The following is a 16458-nucleotide window of genomic DNA, read 5'->3' on the forward strand; positions in this document are numbered from 1 at the left end:
ATGATTATTTCGCTTCACTCCAGCGCTTGCAGATTTTCACGTCAGTGGTAACGGGGACGGAAAGGAGCTGCATGTCGGGGCCGGCCATTGCGTCGTGCAGGATCTTCGCGCCTTCCTCCGCGGTGTCGACCGGGCACATGGCGGCGATTTCGTCGTGCACGGTGAGCAGGATCTGCATGTCGGGCAACAGGTTCTTGTGCAGCCTCGTCAGGGCCAGCTTCGTCATATCCGCGTTCGAGCCCTGGATATGGGAGTTGACGACCTGGCGCTCCGCCTTGGCGCGGCGCCCGTGGTCGTGGGACAGCAGATCGGGAAGCCGGCGCTTCCGGCCGAGAAGGGTGCGCAGGTACGGCACCGGCCGACGGCCCCGCACGGTGCGCAGCAGCTTCCGCTTGTAGGCGTAGACCTCGGGGAACTGCTTCTCGTGCTCGGCCAGGATCTGTTTCGCACGGCGCAGCGTGGTGTGGGACATGTCCGCCACCTTCTGCGGGCCGGCGCCGTAATTGATCGCGAAGGCAATGGCCTTGGCGATCTGCCTCATCTGCTTGGTGACGTCCTCGGGAGCGACGCCGAACACCGCGGCGGCGGTGGCCGTGTGGGCGTCCACGCCGTCCCAGAATCCTTGCCAGAGCGCCCCCTTGCCGGCGAAGTGGGCGAGGATGCGCTGCTCGATCTGGGCGTAGTCCGCGACGAGCAGGACGAACCCGGGGATCGGGTCGACCAGGTCCCGGATCGCCTTGCCCCACTCCGTGTCCGGCCTGGGCCAGTTCTGGACGTTGGGCTTGGAGGAACTGAAGCGGCCGGTCACGGTGCCGTACTGCTTGAGGATGGGGAAGATCCGGCCGTCGAAGATCTGGGTCGGCTTGTCCTCGTCCGGGTTGCCCAGGTAGCCCTCCACGTACGTGGACAGCAGCTTTGATACGTCCTGGTACGCCAGGATCGCGTCGACCACCGCGTTGCGGCCCTTGTACGGCTCCAGGGCCTCGGCATCGGTGGACGGGGCCCCCTTGGGCGTGCGCTTTCGGGGGCGCAGGCCCTGCTCCTCGTAGAGGATCTGTGCCTTCTGGGGGGCGCTGCCGAGATTGAAGACCCTGCCGGCGGCGCGGTACACGCCGGCCTCGCACTCGGTCATGCGCTCGCGCAGTGATGCACGGAGCCGCTCCAGGGCGGCGATGTCGATGGGAACGCCTCCGGAGCCCATGTGCAGGACGCACGCCAAGACGTCCATCTCCAGGGCCCACATGTCCTCCAGGCCCTCGTCAGTGATGCGGGGCCGGATGTCCAGCCACTGGAGCCAGGTCGAAGCGGCGTCCATGTAGGCGTAGTCGGCGACGGTGCGAAAGCCGTGCTTCTCGACGCACTTACCGACGTCTTCGGTGTCGTAGACGAGGTTCCAGCGTTCCTTGTCGAGCGGCTTCAGACCGATGGGGCGGTTTTCGTTGAGCATCCACGCGCCGACGATGGTGTCCCCGTACGGCGGAGGCGGGTACTTGCCGCGGTAGTACTTCGCCACCGACAAGAGGTCGAAGGGCGCGTTGTGGGCGACTTTCATCCGCTCGCTGAAAAGCAGCTCCTCCAAGGCGTCGAAGACGACGGAGGGCCGGAGCTGGGGCGGGGGCTCCTCCCACTGCGCGGGGATCTGCTCCCACTCGCCGGTGCGTTTGTTCTTCCGGCGGGTCGCCTTCCGCAGCAGCGTGTTGCCGTTGGGGTGGCCCATGGGGATGACGACCGTGCGGCCGTTGGTGGCCATCGAAAGCCATACGACTTCGTTGACGGCGGGGACACCGCGGTATTCGCCGGTGGTTTCGACGTCGAAGGCGAAACCGTCTTCGGTGCGGAAGTAGTCGACGGCGTCTTCGAGCTGACGGGTGTCGGTGATGAGCTGCACTGGAACCCCGGGCCGGTGAGGAGACGGAAGAGCCCGCGCCGGCGGAGAGCGAGGGGAGCACACCGGCGCGGGCAGCTTGAGGGGGGAAGGGGCCGTCAGGCGTCGTCCATCAGCATGTGGACGATCTCCTCCATGGCCTCCTCGTCGAGCGGCTCCTTGACCTTCTCGCCGTACTCGTGGCACTCGGCCTGGAACTGGCGCAGGGCCTCCTCGTCCAGCGGCGCGACGCCGTACTCCTCGTCCAGGTCGCGTTCCTTGACCCGCTCCAGGGTGTACTCGACACTCCGCTTCTTCTGTTCCTTGCGGATGGTGAAGTAGAGGTCGCTCCTGTTGAGGGGGCCCCTCTTCTCGTCGGTCGCGATCTCCTTGAGCTGCCTCGCGATCTTGATCCCGACGTCCCACACCTTCAGGACCGGGTACTCCGGGTCCTCCAGGGACACGACGTCGAAGCAGGCGCTGAAGCGCTTCGCCTTGTCGCCGATGGCGCAGAGCGGGCAGGCCGGCGAGCCCCAGCAGCGCACAGACTTGGAGCCGTCCTCGATCTCGTCGATCCAGTGGCTCGCGAACACGTCGAAGGGTCCGGCAGACAGGATCTTGATGACCATGCGGTTCTCGGTCACCTTGAGGTAGAGGTCACCACCGCCGGCGGCGGAGGCGACCTTGTCGACGTCGTCCCAGCCCGGCTGGCTGGTCGGGCCGGAGCCGGTCTTCACGACGCGGCCGGCGACCGCTTCCCGGCGGGCGGGCGTGCGGGAAGGGGTGGTGGGTTCCTCGGCCTTGTTGGGCAGGGTCCGGCGGCGGCCGTAGGTACGGGTCTCGGGCATGACTCAGCTCCAGTCGTGAATGGGCTCGGGGAGGACGGCGCGCGTCTGCCGGAATAGCTCCGTGCAGCGGGCCGGGAATTGTGTGTGGGAGAGAAACCGCTTGGTGCCGGACAGCACGCCCTCTTCGTAGGCGATGGCGACCACGCCTTCGATCTGCCTGCGGGTGTACAGGCGGCGCCGGCCGTTCTTCGATTCGCTGTTGTAGATCCAGGTAGCGCCGGGGAACAGGCCGAGGCTTTCCCACTTGTAGAGGGTCTTGGTTGAACGGCAGAGCGCGTTCGCCAGGTGGCTGATGGCGAAGAACTCGCGGTAGTAGCCCTGGATTTTCTTATAGACCGGGTCTTCGTCCCAGCGGATCGCGTCGCCCAGGCCCGGATTGACGACCGGGTGGGGGACTCCGATGGGGCGGGCGGTCCCGGGGTAGACGTCGAGCGGCTTTCGCGGCGGGTGAATCATGACGTCAGTCCCCGGAAGGCGTACGTCTCCTTCTGGACGAAGATCCGGTCCATTTCCTCTTCGGTGAGGTGTCCTTCCTGGAGCAGGACGTACAGTTCGTCCGCGTCCAGGGTCGGAACCGGGGGAAAGGCCCGGCGGTACAGCGCCTCGCCCTTGTCCTTGAGAATGCGCTCGGCGACTTCCTCGTCGGCGCTGATGGAGACTCGCCGCTCGCGCTTGATCCGGATGTACTCGTTGTCGCCGGCCGGAATGGGGAATGGCAGATCCAGGTACTGCGATCCCTTGTGGTCGGTGTACCCGCGCTGTTCGACCGCGGCGGCCACCTTGTCCCGGAGCTTGTTGAGTCGGGACGTCTGGTCGGTTACCTGGGCCTTGAGGACCGCCCATTCCCTGAACAGTGGAATGACCGGGTCAAAGGGGATGCGCTGGGTTTCCGGGGCGGCCGTGGGATTGTTTTCTTCAGGCACGCAGTGCTCCCGTAGGGGTGGTGCGAAGGAGCTACTCCGAAGCTCCGTGCAGTTGACCCTACGAAATGAAAAAATGACCGCCTATAGGCCAGACGGGTGCCCTCAGAGGGTATTTCCGATGTGGTCCGAGAGGCTTTCCACGTCCACGTCGAGGGAGCCGGCGCCGCGGCCGTCGACCACGGCCTGAGAGAGGGTCTGACGCAGCCGGAGGGTGGCCTGGACGCGCTCTTCGATGGAGTCCTCGACGACCAAGTTGACGATGTGGACGCGGTCGAACTGCGAACTGGCGCGCACGTGCCGGGTGTTGCGCTGGGCCAGTAGGCCGTTGGAGTACGGAAGGTCGTAGTTGATCAGGTACTGGACTTCCGGCAAGTCCAAGCCGTAGCCGCCGGCGTTCGTGCTGAGGAAGACGCCACATTCCGGGTCGTTCTTGAACCGGCTCAGGGCGCTGGCCTTCTGGTCCGAGGTGAGCTGGCCGTGGAAGGAGACCACCTCGGAGTACTTCTCCAGGCGGGAGGCGAGGCGAGGCAGGAGCCGGCGGTAGTCGGTGAAGACCGCGACTTTCGCCCCCTCGCCGGTCATCGTGGCGACCAGCTCTTCCAGAGCGTTGAGCTTCGGGGAGTGGTGCAGGTCGGGCAGGTCGATGCGGGAGGCTGCGAACTGGGCTGCGTACTCGGAGCCGTCCGTCTTGCTCTCGTGGAAGGCGACGGCGGAGTCCATCAGGAGCTGGGGGTGGTCCAGCAGCAGCCGGGCGGCCTGCATGCGGGCCATGACCTTGCCCTGCGCGCCGAAGCCGGTGTCGGGGCGGACACCGGCGTAATAGGCGGCGACATCGAAGTCCTCGCCGGCCTCAGCCAGCTCGTCCATGGCGGCCTGGAGGTCGAGCAGGATGGCCTTGTAGATGGCCTTGGTCGTCTTGTCGAGCTGCACGAGGTGCGTCGTCTCCGTTACGGACGGCAGGTACTTCGCGACCTCCGGGTCCAGGCGCGACTTCCGGATCATTGCCTTGGACAGGTTTCTGTGAAGCAGATCCAGGTTTTTGTACGACAGCACGCCGCCGAACCAATTCCTGTTGATGAAGCTCTTGTCGAAGTGGTCCCAACGCCCCAGAACCTTTTCGTTGACCCATTCCATGATGGAGAAGACTTCCTCGGGCCGGTTCTCGACAGGAGTTCCGGTCAGGGCCACGCGGATCGGCGGCTTGAGCTTCTTCACGCGCTTGGTCGTCTGGGCAGCGAAATTCTTGATCGCGGTGGCCTCGTCGAGGACAAGGGCATCGGCCCACACCGCGCACAGGTACTTCCAGTCGTGCAGCACGGAGCCGTAGGAGGCGATGACGTAGTCCGCGTGCTGGGCTGCCTCCCATTGCTTGCGGCGCTTGGCCGGCGTGCCGTTGACGACCACGCACACGTCCTCGGTGGGAACGGTGAGCTTCACGCCGCGGACTTGGACGGTGCGCCTGGGGGCGTCCGTGAACTGGGCCAGGGCCTGGGCCCACTGCCATTTGAGCGAGGACGGGACGAGGATGACGCAGCAGCGGATCTCGCCGGCGCCCAGCAGCTCTTCGATGGCGGCGATGGTCATGACCGTCTTGCCGGTGCCCATGGAGTACGCGACCAGCAGGCGGCGGTCGGAGAGGATGCGTTGTACGCCGTCGTGCTGGTAGGGGTGCAACGTGCCGGTGAACATCTAGCGCCTCCTGCGCCACGGATAGTGGGCGCCGGCGTATGCGGACTTGGCCGCTTCGTCGTCCATGTCGCCCAGGTCTTTCGCGGAGTTCCCGCGGTAGTTCAGGAACTTGATCGCCAGCCCTCGCGGTCGCCAGCGCGCGTACAGCCGGTCGCGTGAGGCAATTCCGGCGGTGTCGTTGTCGAGGCCGAGCACGAGAGTCGAGCAGCGCTCTTTGATGAGGCGCATCTGGGCCTCGGACACGTGGGCGCCGTAGGCCGCGAAGGCGCCCGCTATTCCCAGTGAGTGTGCGCGGACGGCGTCGAGCGGTGATTCGAGCAGGAGCGCTGTGGGCCCTTTCCAGGAGAGGTCACCGAAAAGGGTCCGCGACTTGGGAATTCCCGACGGGTAGTTTCGGAAGTACCTCTTGCCCTTCTCCTGCCACCCCCACAGTTCACCTGTGACGGGGTCGCGGATTGGAAGAATCCAGTGCCGGTTCCCGGGATGCCACAGCACACCAAACGCCCTGCACGCTTCGGCGGTCAGTCCTCGCGATTCAAGCGCATCAGCAGGAGGAGGCTCGAAAAGAGCCAGCGACGCTTCAGTGACTCGTTCCTCTGGTGGTTTGCGCTCGGGCTGCTCCTCGTCGTCCCGTGTGCGGTATACGCCGTGTCGTGCGATCCACTGGAACGCTTCCACACGGGAGTACCCCAGCCGGTCTTCGACCAGGTCGATGAACGCTCCGGCGTACCCGCACGAGAAACAGTGAAAAAGCCCCGAGTGGGAGTTGACGGAGAACGACGGCCGGCGGTCCGCCTTCCCGGTCAGAGCAAGGTGGGCGGGGCAGCGAGCGAGAAACTCCGTTGAGTCTTCTCCGCTCACCTCCCGCAGAACCTCGATGTCCAGGTGACGCATCGCGCCGGCTACGTCGGCCGGCACCGGGTTGGAGAACGCGGAGAGCTGGGTCCAGGCGTCAGTAGGGGAGGTCATCTTCGACCTCCTCCTCCTCGAATGCCGGCGGGTCCCAGGAGATGGAGAGGAGGTTTTCCTGCGGGGGCGCGTTCCGGGCAGCGAGCACCTTCATGCGGTAGAAGAACTCTTCGTCGGTCGCCTCCATACCGACGACCAGGTCCGCGTCTTGCACCCAGGCCGAGGTGTACCCGAGCGACGATGCGGTGAGCCCTTTGGCGCCGACCTTGTGCGACAGCGACTGGGTGGTGATGACCACCGGGATGTCGTTGTTCAGCGCGATCTTCTTGAGTCCTCGGGAGATGTTCGTCAAGGCGATGGGGGTCTGCGTCTCCCGGGACACCTCGTCGAGAAGGAAGTAGGCACCGTCGATGAACACGACGTTCGGTGAGAGCTGGTCGATCTTCGACTGGATTCCGGTCAGCGTCATCGCGCCGGCGCGGTCCTCGGTCACGATGTACGGCTGCTCTCCGAGCTGGCCGGACAGGGCCTCCTCCAATGCCCGCCACTCCCGCGCGGACAGCTCGCCGGTCTGGAGCTTGCGCGGGTTGACCTTGGCCAGGAAGCCGTCGAGCCGACGGGCGATCTCGATGTATGGCATCTCGAAGCTGATCAGCAGCGGCCGGGCCCCGTGGTCGTAGGCGGAGCGGGTCATCCCGAGCATCACGGTGGTCTTGCACGACTTGGCGAGGCCGGTGAGCACGATCATCTGCTGCGGCTGAATGCCGAGCGTCAGCTTGTCGAGGAAGCGAAAGCCCGTCGGGATGCCCAACAGCTCGTTCGGGTTGTCCCGCGCCTGCCGGTACGTCTCCAGGCGTTCGGCGCCGGTCGACGCGTAGTCGATCTCCCGGGAGGACGCGGTCGCCGTGGCGGCCTGCGCGAGCATGATCCGCAGGAGCGGCAGTGCAGCCTCGCTGCCGTTCTTATCGAGGGCCTCCGCGACCGCGTCCAGGCCCAGGTCGATGATGACCCGGCGGCGAGCCTCGTGCAGCTCCCGGATGAGGTAGTCGATCGGGCCGGAGCCTTCCTCGCGGAAGGTGAAGTTCGGGTGATCCCGCTGGATTACCTCGGGGGTGGGCGGCTCGCCGAAGTCGGCCTTGAAGGCGAGGATCTCGGTGAAGATCTTGCGCGTGGTCGGGTCGAGGAAGTGATCAGCGGTGATGCGCGCGGTGGTGACTGTCTCCAGGTCCCCGGTCAGCGCAATGTAGCTGATCACTTCCTCTTCGATGCTGCTCACAGGACTTCCAGCAGCGTCAGCGGGCCGGCTTCCTCTTCAAGGTCGCCGAGCGGGACAGGGCCCATGCAGTCGTCGTCAACTACCGGTTCGACGGTGATGTGCGGCAGCTCGCCGGCGACGAAGGTTGCGACGACGGCCCAGCCGGTCAGCGGTAGCTCGTCGTAGCCCGACAAGCCGAATTCTGACCGCAGGTGTGCGATTTTCCCCGTGGTGTCGGGGATGAGCTGGACGACTTCTCGTCGGCGGTCTTCGCCTTCCTCGGGTCGGTAGTCGTGCACTCAGACCACCTGACCCATCAGCTCGGGGTTGTGGGGGTGCACGTAGATGCCGCGCGGTCCGTACCGCAGGGTGTGCTCGGGCAGGCTGTGGAAGATGTGCGCGTTGCCGAGGAGGGTGACCAGGCGAGCCATCTCGTTGGGCGTGGTGACGACCAGCCGGCCGTGGGGGATGGACTCGGCGTCGACCCGGACGGCGAGGTCGCCGGCCAGTTCCTGGGGGAGGAACGTGACCAGGGCCACGCTCACGTCGCGCTGCCACAGGCGCCACAGCTCGGCGACGGCCTTGCCGTTGGTCTCCTCGAAGAGGTCCAGCGCGCACCGACTGAGTCGGCTCCAGCGCACACGCCTGCGGAAACGATTCTCCGTGAAGCGGGGCCCGGGGAGGCCGATGAGGTGCTCCCAGACGACGAAGACCTCCGTGGTGATCGGCTCGTCGTCTTCGAGGTCGGCGTATCCGATCACGCGTCGGCCCTCCGCAGCGAGTCACCCAGGAAGATCTCCCGTCGGGTGCACTGGTCGACGAAGCTCCGCAGGGGCTTGGAATAGCGCTGCGCCCAGGCATCGCCGGGCAGGTTGGTGGTGATGAGCGTCGGCCGGCCCGTGTCGAATCGCTGCCGCAGCAGCTCGTTCAGTACGTCCTCGGCGTACTGGGAGCTGGTGGAGTGCTCCTGACCGACGTCGTCCAGCAGGACTACATCCGCCCACTCGGTGCGTTCGATGGCGTACTGCCAGCGCGACAGCTCCTCGGGGTCGGTGTCCGCGCCCGCCTTGAGCACTTTGATCTTGCGCTCGACGTGGGCGGGGAAGCGGGCGTGGTAGACGGAGACGCCCCACCGCCGGCGCAGCTCGCATAGCACCGCGGCGGCCATGGTCGTTTTGCCGGTGCCGGGCGGGCCGGCGAAGAGCAGTCCGCGGCCGAAGATGTTGGGGTTCGTCGGCAGGCCCCGCCAGTTCTTGTCCTGTTGGCCGCGGAACTGCTCGACGTAGGAGCGGCAGTTCTTCAGGGTGCGCTCCTGGCTGGTGCCCATCTCCGCCACGTCGTTGAGGGTGAGGCCGCGGAGCCGCGGAGGAATTCCGGTACCGACCCAGCGGGCACGCTCGGGGTCCATGCGGGTGGTGATCACGGGTTCTCCCAGGAGGCGGCGAAGGACTCGTCCTCGCTGCGGTCGGTGGTGGCGGTGGTGTTCCAGCTCTCGTATTCGGCGTCCGTGACGGTCACGCCGGTGCCTCGCAGGGCGCGCAGCAGCTCGTAGCGCCGCCACTTGAAGTCCCAGACGTAGGGCTTGGTGGGGGCCCTGCCGGCGAGGCGGGTGACGTAGAGGTCGACCATGGCGCGGCAGTCGTCGGGGCTGAGGCCGACGTCGTTCCGCAGCTCGCTGAAGATGGCCATGAGCGCCTGCCGGTTGCCGATTTCGAGGGTTCCCGCCCAGCTCAGGGGCGGGCAGGCGCGGGTGAAGTAGTCGACCAGGCCGCGGATGGAGTCCGGGCCGTGTGTGCGGCCCTGAGAGCGCCTGGTGCGGCGCGGGGCGGGCTCGGGCGGGGTCCAGGCGGTCTGCGGGGCTGAGGAGGGTTCTGGGGTGCCCTGGAGGAGCTTCCGGGCGCAGGCCGTAGCGTCGAATTCGGCGTCGGGGTCAATGCGGTGTCGAGCCATGGTGTGTCTCTCCTGGCGGTGTGGCGGGCCAGAAACTGCACGCGAACGGATGTTCGCGGGCAGTAAATAGAAACCGAAGGTTTCTATTCACCAAGCAATGGCTTGGGCTAGAGCTTCTGCTTGTATGTGCGCGCTCGATGAGTCAGTTGCTGTGTCACCGGAGTTACTCGCTCCGCGTCAGCTCCTCCTCCAGTCGACGGTTTTCCTTCACGAGGAGGCTGATGGCGCAGTCGACGAGCTGGTGGTGCGGCATGTGTTCCTGTGCCATCCGAACGGGGCCGAAGACGCTCGCCACTGGCACGTCGCCGACGCGAATCTGCGTTTCTGTCTTGGCGCCCGGCCAGGCGAGCACGCGGACAAGTCCGATGGCACGAAGGTCGCTTACTGCCCGAGTCGCGGTTCGGAGGCAGACCTTCATTTCGTCCGCCAAGTCCTGCTGGGTCAGGTAGGCGCACGACCAACCTGTGTTCTCGTCGTACCGGCTTTCGGCGTGCGTGACGAGGTTGGTGTAGGCGGCCTTGGCCCTCTCAGGAACCCTCGCGAGAATTGCATCTACGGGAATTTCGAGGCTCATGTAAACTCCCCGTGGAGTTAGTTGAATGGCGTGGCAGCCAGAGCGACGGCCCCCGGCGGAATCCGGTCAATGTCCGCCGGGGGTCCTGCTGTTTCAGGCGGGGACGCGGCGGGTCTGCGCGTTCTTCGGGGGCCGTCCACGACCGGCCGGCCGCCACTGTCCCGACTGCTCGTCGAAGATCTCCAGCCGGGTCTTCTTCCGCGTCTCGCCGGCCTCGGTGTCTGCCGGTGCTTCCGGCTTGGGTGCGAGCAGCGACCGGCCGCGCACCAGGCCCTGCCGGAGGTCGGCCGCCGAGCTGACCATCGCGCCGAAAATGGTGTCGATGAATCCCTCCGCGTCGGCGAGGGCCTGCCCCACGACGGCGGCCTCCGCCGCGGTGAGTGTGACGTCCGGGGCGTCGGAGACGACGCTGAGTGCCATCTGCCCGTCGGCTTCGACCTCCAGGACCGGCTCCTCCGGCGGCGTGTGGTCGGGCAGGTGCTGCCAGGTGATTTCCAGCAGCATGCGAGCCAGGTCATGGACGGGGATGCCCTCGCGCAGCGCTGCGGCGGCGGCATCGGCCGTTGTCTGGTCGAACGCGCCATCGTCGGAGAGGACCAGCAGCATCGGGTTCTCGGCCTTGACCAGGCGCTCCACCATGCCGGCGTCCGGGTCGACACAGTTGATGAAGATGTCGTCCTCGGGGTCGACCACGTTTCCGAGGATGTCGTCGGTGCGGTCGTTGCCCGTCTCGTCGAAGAGCACCTTGTAGGGCAGTTCGCACCTGACCGCCCACTCCCAGAACGCGTGCACGCCCTGGGACGTGAGCCGCTCACTGGCCGGGATGAGCGCGTGCAGTTCGTAGCGGTCCGAGGGGCCGAAGTAGCCCTCGGCGTCCTCGGGTCCGAGGGAGAAGTGCGCGTTGAGCGTGTCAACCACGAGGTTCTCGGCGACCTCGGCGTCCCCCAGAACCCCCAGCGTGACGGTCCGCAAAGCCATATTTTCCTCACATGAGTTCATCGGGTGGGGCGTCAGTGATAGTGCCTCTGCTGACCCTTCGGAAATAGATGCGACAGGGCACTTTGTTTAAGGACCACTCGTCTGGCGGAATGTGCGCCGCAAGGGTGAGACAGCCCTCTGACCTCACGGACCAGGCATTGGCATCCCCCGTCTGGACCTGCCGCGCGTCACGGTGGCAATTTGAGGTGGCTCACTCGAACGGCTCAGAAGATGGAGAGTGCCGGCGATCGAGGCGGCGGAAATTACGACGAGAAAATGCCTGTCGACCCAGCGGTCCAGTGCTCCTGCGACTCCCAGCGCGGCGATAGCTTTCACGTAGGCGGCGAGCATGTCGGGCACCGGCAGAGCCGAGCACGCCGCGCTGATGAGCGGCCGGACCAAGCACTCCCAGACGAAGAACGTAGCGAGTGCGAGAACTATCAGGTAGAGCATGGCGATTCCCGGGTCACGGGGCGCTGGCGTACACAAGCCGATAGGACGCGCCCACGCCGATCTGCCGTCGAATGAGCTGATCGAGACGGTACTGACTGACCCTTTTTCCGCGGTAATAATGCGAGCGGGAGTCCCCGGGCGTCCCCTCCCACATGTAGTCGGCGGAGGGCTCGTTCCCGTCGAAGTAGGGGGCGAGCCTGTCGGCCTCCTCGACCAAGAGGTGGTCATAGCGGAAAGTCAGCGGGCCAATATTCGCGTAGGGCCCGTTCTTCACCAGCGACTGCCACAGGAAGCCGTCCCACTGCACGACGGCGCCCGCGGTGTACGGCAGGGTCTGGGACCAGGTCGGCTCGACGTCCGGCATGTCGTCCCGGAGCGACCACACCGCGTCGTTGGTCCCCGGCTGGACGGCGGCGTAGACGCTCGCCACGTCGTCGGCCGCGTATCCGAGGTAGAGCCGCAGGGAGCCGCCGTAGGTGCTGGAGGTCTTGAACGTCACCCACAGTCGGGTCCAGGTGGTGTTTCCCGTTGGGTCGAAAATCGGCGTGCTCGTGCCACGGATGATGTTGATGCCGTTGTTGGCCCACAGGGTGATTGGGACTTCGCCGGCCATCGGCAGCACGTAGATGGAGGCCGTGTAGACAGTGTCCGGCTTGAGCCGGTCGACGAGGGCTGGCTGGGAGGTCTGAGAGATCACGCCGGTGCGCGGCGACGTGCCGTTGATCAGCGTGGCCGTGGGCACGGTGGCGATGCTGTAGTGCGCCGCATTGCCGACGACGCCTCCCCCGTTGGCCAGCGTCAGCGCGGCCGTTACACCAGCGTCCTTCTCCTGGCTCCAGCCCCAGAGCGAGTTCTGGAAGGAGGGGTTCTTGGCCAGGTTCACACGCGTGGCCCGGAGTTTGATGATGAGCTGTCGGGGCGGCTGCCACGGCCGCGCGGGGGATGCGCCGGCGCTGCGGGTGGCGATGGTGGAGGGCACCCACAGGCGGTGCTCGTCCACGAAGAACTGCACCCGGGCGGCACCGCCGGAAGTGACCCGGGGTACGACGGCGGCCCAGGCGGCGTTCGCGTCCATGGTGTGCGTGGCGGATGCCTGCTGCCACTTGTAGCCGCCGCCTGCGGTGACGGGGTCCCCGGCCGCGAAGCTGCCGATCAGGTTGAAGTTGGCGTCGTAGCGCAGGATGGCGCACCGGAACTGCATGCCGGCCGTCTGGCAGGCGACGGAGATCTGCGCCTGGTAGGTGACGCCGGGCTCGACCCGCACGAGTGCGGCTTGCAGTGGCTCCAGGGTCAGTGAGGCGGGGGCTGGGATGGGGTTGCCGCCGGTGGCGCCCGAGCCGTCCGGGTTGTCGGGCAGGCCCTCGCCGGGCAGAAAGGTCCGGTACTTGACGTCCGCGTAGGTGGCGCGCTTGGCCCGCAGGTTCGGGTAGGAGCCGAACTGCGCGACGGCCTCGTAGCTGTTTGTGGGCGGCGGGCTCTGGTAGACGAACTTGCCGGAATACTCGCCGCAGGAGGTGTACTCGCGGGTGCGGTCGTACGTCATGTGCGCGGTTTCCCCGCCGCCACCGACCGGCGTGTACATGAGCCGGCCCTCGTAGGAGGACTGCTCCAGATCGAAGAGGTTGCTGCCGAACTGGCTGGTGTCGGCATCGACACCAGGCGGGGTCTTTTCGAACTGGACGTAGGAGATCTGCTGTGTTTCGCCGACGGCCATGGCGGACGAGGTGATGCCGAGACGGGCGTAGTCGTAGATGCCGTAGATGGCACCGACGGGCCCCGGGCTGTAGACGGAGTTGCGGGCCTCCACGGTCAGGGACAGGCGCCGCCACGTGTTTGTCGGGTCGGTGCCGCCGATGCGGAGGGTTGCAGAGGTCGGGTAGCTGAAAGCCGGATCGGCGTATACGGACGGGCCGTAGGGCACCACTGCGAAGTCCGTGAAGGCGCCGGGGACGTTCGAGTAGGTCAGGGCGAGTGTGCCGTTGCCGACGCTGCGGCCGGCGTTCATGGAGACCTGGGTGATGAGCCGGAGGGCGGGGGCAAAGATGCCTGTGCTCGGCGTGGTGCCGTTCAGCGTGAGGGGGGCGGGGACGGTCATGTGCGCACCCTTTCGAGCAGGCCGTAGCCCAAGGCCGTGTTGTTGCGGGTGTCGGAGACGTTGGCGAGGGTGCGCCAGCCCGACCAGGCGCGGGCCTCGACGAGGATGTCTCCGGCCCGGTTGCGTACGCGCATGCGCTCGCCGTAGGCGATGGGCGCCCAGGTGGCCACCACGGCGACGTTGACGGCGGTGACGGTGCCGCCGGAGACGGTTACGGTGGTGTAGGTGAGCCGGTCGCGGGAGGCCAGCCAGTAGGCGGAGGCGTTGTACCGGAAGACCAGGCCGTGTTCCATGGTGGCCTGGCTGCTGTCCGGGGCGGACATGAAGGTCACGTGGGCCTGCTCGCCCTGCTGGCCCGTGGGGGCGGTGGGGTAGACCCAGTCCCGCTGGTAGAAGAGGACGCGGCCGGCTCGGCGCTCCAGGTCAGAGGCGGAGTTCCATCCGGTGGGCCGCACGACACCGCGGCTGTTTCCCCAGGAGCCGCGTACCGTCACCCAGGGGATGGGGACGCCATGATTTCCGGCCGCAGGTACGGTCCATCCCGTGGGAGGGCCGCTCGTGTAGGCCGGGTAACTGGGGCTCGTCTCGAACCGGTCAAACTGGAGCTGGGCGTCGGACATGACGAAGCCCAGGCCGCCGTAACCGCCGCTGGCGTTGTACCAGTTGACGAAGAGCCGGACGTCTGCCCCGGACGCTGTCGAAGTGCGGTTGTGGTAGAGCGAGTAGGTGTACCGCTGGACGTTCAGGCCACACCAGCGCCACCAGAGGTTGTCGGTGGTGTAGCCGGTCGGGTAGACGCCGAAGGAGGCGCGGGCGGCCTCGTAGAGGTGGCCGCGCCAGGAAATGCGGTCGCCTTTCTGATACGAGCGCGTGGGTGACCAGGACACGACTCGCGGCGTGTGGATCGCGTCGGTGAGGACGCGGCTGGGTTCCGGGGAAGTGTTGGCGCGGTAGGCGCGGAACTCCCACTTGTCGGGGTTGAGGTCGGGCTGCCGGCCAACGCTCTGAGTCCTGGCGACGTACACCGGAGGGGTGGCCCAGCCGAGCGGGTTCCAGGTCACGGCCTGACCGGGGTAGTACGTCTCCGCCGCGCTCCAGGTGTTGGCACGCACGAGGCCGGCCAGGAAGACCTCCCGCGTGCCCGCCGTTCCCAAGGCGGTGTAGTTCAGGGAGTTCCCGGTGCCGGGGCTGTTGGTGCCGACAGAGGCACCCTGGGGTGAGATCCACCAGTCGGGATTGGTGGTGGCGGTGACGTCCGGGTTGACGTCTCCGCCGGGGATCTTGAGGTTCCAGCTACCGTAGCCGCCGGTCAGCGGGTTCCATTCGGTCTGGACGTCCTTCAGCGTGTTCGGTGCAACGGCCTGCCAGTAGGTGGCGGACTGGGCGTGGCCGGTCGGCGGGATGTTCAGGTTGACGCCGGTGCCTTGGATGATCAGGTAGGAGATCGTGATGTCGTAGCCCTTGGACAAGGCATTCTTGCCGGTCGTCGTCAGGGTGAGGGTGTTGCCCGTCGCGGTGAGGTTGAAGGTGCCGACGACAGCGACCGGTACCTGCTGCCGCGAGGAGCTGTACAGGTCGATGGGTGTCATGCCGGCGTCGGTGCCGTTGACCTTTCCGTAGACGACGCCGCCGGCTGGGTCGGCGATGAGCACGACAAGGACGGTGTAGGTGCCGGCCGCGGGCGCGCTGAAGGTGTAAGTGAGTGTGCTGCCGGCCGAGGCGCCGCTGAGCCGGACGTAGCCGGGGTAGGGGTCGGCCACCCGATCGGGGTCTTTAACGACCGTGCCGGTCCCCGTTTTGGCCGGGTTGGACGATGTAGAGGACAGGTAGACGGATTCGCGGCGGGGCGTGCCGGTGGCCGCGTACAGACCGCCGTTGTAGGAGACGATGTCCGAGTAGAGCTGGGAGCCGACAGTGGTGTAGTAGATCCTGTCGCGCTGCCACGCCGGATACGTCGGGCTGGAGAATGCGGCCTCGTCGAGGTCGTGCATTTCGTTGTAGCCAATGATGACGTCGCTGTCCCAGCCCGTGGCCGCCTTGACGAGGGCCTGGGTGGACTCCGTGCTTCCCCGGTCGCGTTGAATGAGTGCAGCGTTGGCGACGTAAGAGCGGCGCAGCTCGGGTAGCGCGGGCATGCGGTCATCGATGCCCATTTCCTTCGCCAGCAGCATGAGCTGGCGATCTGTGCACCGCATGACGTCGTTGAGCCGCAACAGTTGATCATGCTCGCATTTGATGACGTCAAAGTAGTACCCGAAGATGCTGCAAAACCGGGCCAGTTGCTCGTTTACGGGAATGCTCGAAGCGGTGCTTTCCACCACGTCGATCTTGTAGGGGCGAGGGATGTGGTCGTACAGCAGCTCGCTGTGCCGGAAGTTCTTCACGGCCAGGCCGACGCAGCCACCACACCGGGTCCATGCCTCGGTCATCCCAGTCAGGCTCCAGCTCCCCGGGTTCGTGTCGGGCTGGAGCCCGCTGGCGGTCGCTGTCGCGGAGTAGACCCGGCCGCTGTAGGTGACGAGGTCACCCGGGTAGTACGTGGCGGTGGCGTCATAGGCGTCGGGGGCGACGCTCACGAACACCGCGTAGTAATAGACCTGCCCGGGGACGACGGTGTCGTCTAGGAACCGGTTGGTAGGCTCGCCGCTGCCGCTGCCGACGCCAGCAGCATTTTCGAGGATGACCCAGCCGTCGTCCTCCGTCTCCGGCACGCCGTAGGAATTGCGCACCAGGCGGAGGCGACTCCACTGCTTGACGCCGGTAAGGATTTGGCTGGAGTTCGCCTGAATCGGCGTCTCCCAAGAAACTTCGAGCGCGCCGTACCCACGCTGCTCGGCGGACATGGCCGACTCGAAGGAGACGAAAAGCGGTGCACCGTAAAGAGTCTTGGCGTAGATGTCAAGTTCGTAGACGCCCATTA

At 66.4% G+C, this 16458-nt stretch carries 16 protein-coding genes; all 16 read right to left on the reverse strand.

The features are described from left to right. Positions 1 to 4: 4 nt before the first annotated feature. The 16 genes from ACLGIH_RS19985 to ACLGIH_RS20060 all read right to left on the reverse strand — a co-directional run bounded on the left by ACLGIH_RS19985 (position 5) and on the right by ACLGIH_RS20060 (position 16456). Positions 5 to 1888, reverse strand: coding sequence for a DNA polymerase (locus ACLGIH_RS19985; protein WP_416526612.1), 1884 nt, complete (start codon positions 1886 to 1888; stop codon positions 5 to 7). A 95-nt stretch (positions 1889 to 1983) separates the two neighbouring features. Then, positions 1984 to 2712: a hypothetical protein gene (locus ACLGIH_RS19990; protein ID WP_416526613.1), complete on the reverse strand. Its 729-nt coding sequence runs from the start codon at positions 2710 to 2712 to the stop codon at positions 1984 to 1986. A gap of 3 nt (positions 2713 to 2715) precedes the next feature. Next, a complete protein-coding gene (locus ACLGIH_RS19995) occupies positions 2716 to 3168 on the reverse strand; it encodes a hypothetical protein (RefSeq protein WP_416526614.1) in 453 nt (150 codons plus the stop codon). Then, positions 3165 to 3635, reverse strand: a complete 471-nt coding sequence (locus ACLGIH_RS20000) for a hypothetical protein (RefSeq protein WP_416526615.1) — start codon at positions 3633 to 3635, stop codon at positions 3165 to 3167. The genes ACLGIH_RS19995 and ACLGIH_RS20000 overlap by 4 nt, the downstream gene beginning before the upstream one ends. Positions 3636 to 3737: 102 nt before the next feature. Further along, entirely contained in the window at positions 3738 to 5324 is a 1587-nt protein-coding gene (locus ACLGIH_RS20005; RefSeq protein ID WP_416526616.1) for a DEAD/DEAH box helicase, read from the reverse strand. Next, the gene (locus ACLGIH_RS20010) at positions 5325 to 6293 is read right to left on the reverse strand and encodes a toprim domain-containing protein (RefSeq protein ID WP_416526617.1); all 969 of its coding nucleotides are present in this window, start codon (positions 6291 to 6293) and stop codon (positions 5325 to 5327) included. It lies immediately after the preceding gene. After that, a complete protein-coding gene (locus tag ACLGIH_RS20015; RefSeq protein WP_416526618.1) occupies positions 6277 to 7509 on the reverse strand; it encodes a DnaB-like helicase C-terminal domain-containing protein in 1233 nt (410 codons plus the stop codon). Before ACLGIH_RS20015 ends, ACLGIH_RS20010 begins: the two co-directional genes overlap by 17 nt. After that, entirely contained in the window at positions 7506 to 7787 is a 282-nt protein-coding gene (locus ACLGIH_RS20020) for a hypothetical protein (RefSeq protein ID WP_416526619.1), read from the reverse strand. The genes ACLGIH_RS20015 and ACLGIH_RS20020 overlap by 4 nt, the downstream gene beginning before the upstream one ends. After that, positions 7788 to 8249 carry a hypothetical protein gene (locus ACLGIH_RS20025; RefSeq protein ID WP_416526620.1) on the reverse strand — a complete coding sequence of 154 codons (462 nt, stop codon included), beginning with the start codon at positions 8247 to 8249 and terminating at the stop codon, positions 7788 to 7790. Next, positions 8246 to 8911 carry an ATP-binding protein gene (locus ACLGIH_RS20030; protein WP_416526621.1) on the reverse strand — a complete coding sequence of 222 codons (666 nt, stop codon included), beginning with the start codon at positions 8909 to 8911 and terminating at the stop codon, positions 8246 to 8248. The genes ACLGIH_RS20025 and ACLGIH_RS20030 overlap by 4 nt, the downstream gene beginning before the upstream one ends. After that, positions 8908 to 9438 (reverse strand): hypothetical protein, encoded by a 531-nt coding sequence (locus ACLGIH_RS20035; protein WP_416526622.1) that lies wholly within the window; start codon positions 9436 to 9438, stop codon positions 8908 to 8910. The genes ACLGIH_RS20030 and ACLGIH_RS20035 overlap by 4 nt, the downstream gene beginning before the upstream one ends. 163 nt (positions 9439 to 9601) lie before the next feature. Next, the gene (locus ACLGIH_RS20040; RefSeq protein ID WP_416526623.1) at positions 9602 to 10012 is read right to left on the reverse strand and encodes a hypothetical protein; all 411 of its coding nucleotides are present in this window, start codon (positions 10010 to 10012) and stop codon (positions 9602 to 9604) included. 93 nt (positions 10013 to 10105) lie between these two features. Then, positions 10106 to 10990 (reverse strand): hypothetical protein, encoded by an 885-nt coding sequence (locus ACLGIH_RS20045; RefSeq protein ID WP_416526624.1) that lies wholly within the window; start codon positions 10988 to 10990, stop codon positions 10106 to 10108. 144 nt (positions 10991 to 11134) lie between these two features. Continuing rightward, entirely contained in the window at positions 11135 to 11443 is a 309-nt protein-coding gene (locus ACLGIH_RS20050; RefSeq protein WP_416526625.1) for a hypothetical protein, read from the reverse strand. A 13-nt stretch (positions 11444 to 11456) separates the two neighbouring features. Continuing rightward, a complete protein-coding gene (locus ACLGIH_RS20055; protein WP_416526626.1) occupies positions 11457 to 13538 on the reverse strand; it encodes a hypothetical protein in 2082 nt (693 codons plus the stop codon). Then, a complete protein-coding gene (locus ACLGIH_RS20060) occupies positions 13535 to 16456 on the reverse strand; it encodes a hypothetical protein (RefSeq protein WP_416526627.1) in 2922 nt (973 codons plus the stop codon). Before ACLGIH_RS20060 ends, ACLGIH_RS20055 begins: the two co-directional genes overlap by 4 nt. Positions 16457 to 16458 lie beyond the last annotated feature (2 nt).

Origin of the sequence: Streptomyces hamibioticus (assembly GCF_047946815.1) — a bacterium.
Lineage (GTDB): Bacteria > Actinomycetota > Actinomycetes > Streptomycetales > Streptomycetaceae > Streptomyces.

What these genes read in the sequence shown, in the direction of transcription:
- ACLGIH_RS20050 (WP_416526625.1), bottom strand. Translation starts at nt 11,443, where the DNA reads ATGCTCTACCTGATAGTTCTCGCACTCGCTACGTTCTTCGTCTGGGAG.
- ACLGIH_RS19990 (WP_416526613.1), bottom strand. Translation starts at nt 2,712, where the DNA reads ATGCCCGAGACCCGTACCTACGGCCGCCGCCGGACCCTGCCCAACAAG.
- ACLGIH_RS20055 (WP_416526626.1), bottom strand. Translation starts at nt 13,538, where the DNA reads ATGACCGTCCCCGCCCCCCTCACGCTGAACGGCACCACGCCGAGCACA.
- ACLGIH_RS20045 (WP_416526624.1), bottom strand. Translation starts at nt 10,990, where the DNA reads ATGGCTTTGCGGACCGTCACGCTGGGGGTTCTGGGGGACGCCGAGGTC.
- ACLGIH_RS20005 (WP_416526616.1), bottom strand. Translation starts at nt 5,324, where the DNA reads ATGTTCACCGGCACGTTGCACCCCTACCAGCACGACGGCGTACAACGC.
- ACLGIH_RS20010 (WP_416526617.1), bottom strand. Translation starts at nt 6,293, where the DNA reads ATGACCTCCCCTACTGACGCCTGGACCCAGCTCTCCGCGTTCTCCAAC.
- ACLGIH_RS19995 (WP_416526614.1), bottom strand. Translation starts at nt 3,168, where the DNA reads ATGATTCACCCGCCGCGAAAGCCGCTCGACGTCTACCCCGGGACCGCC.
- ACLGIH_RS20060 (WP_416526627.1), bottom strand. Translation starts at nt 16,456, where the DNA reads ATGGGCGTCTACGAACTTGACATCTACGCCAAGACTCTTTACGGTGCA.
- ACLGIH_RS20035 (WP_416526622.1), bottom strand. Translation starts at nt 9,438, where the DNA reads ATGGCTCGACACCGCATTGACCCCGACGCCGAATTCGACGCTACGGCC.
- ACLGIH_RS20040 (WP_416526623.1), bottom strand. Translation starts at nt 10,012, where the DNA reads ATGAGCCTCGAAATTCCCGTAGATGCAATTCTCGCGAGGGTTCCTGAG.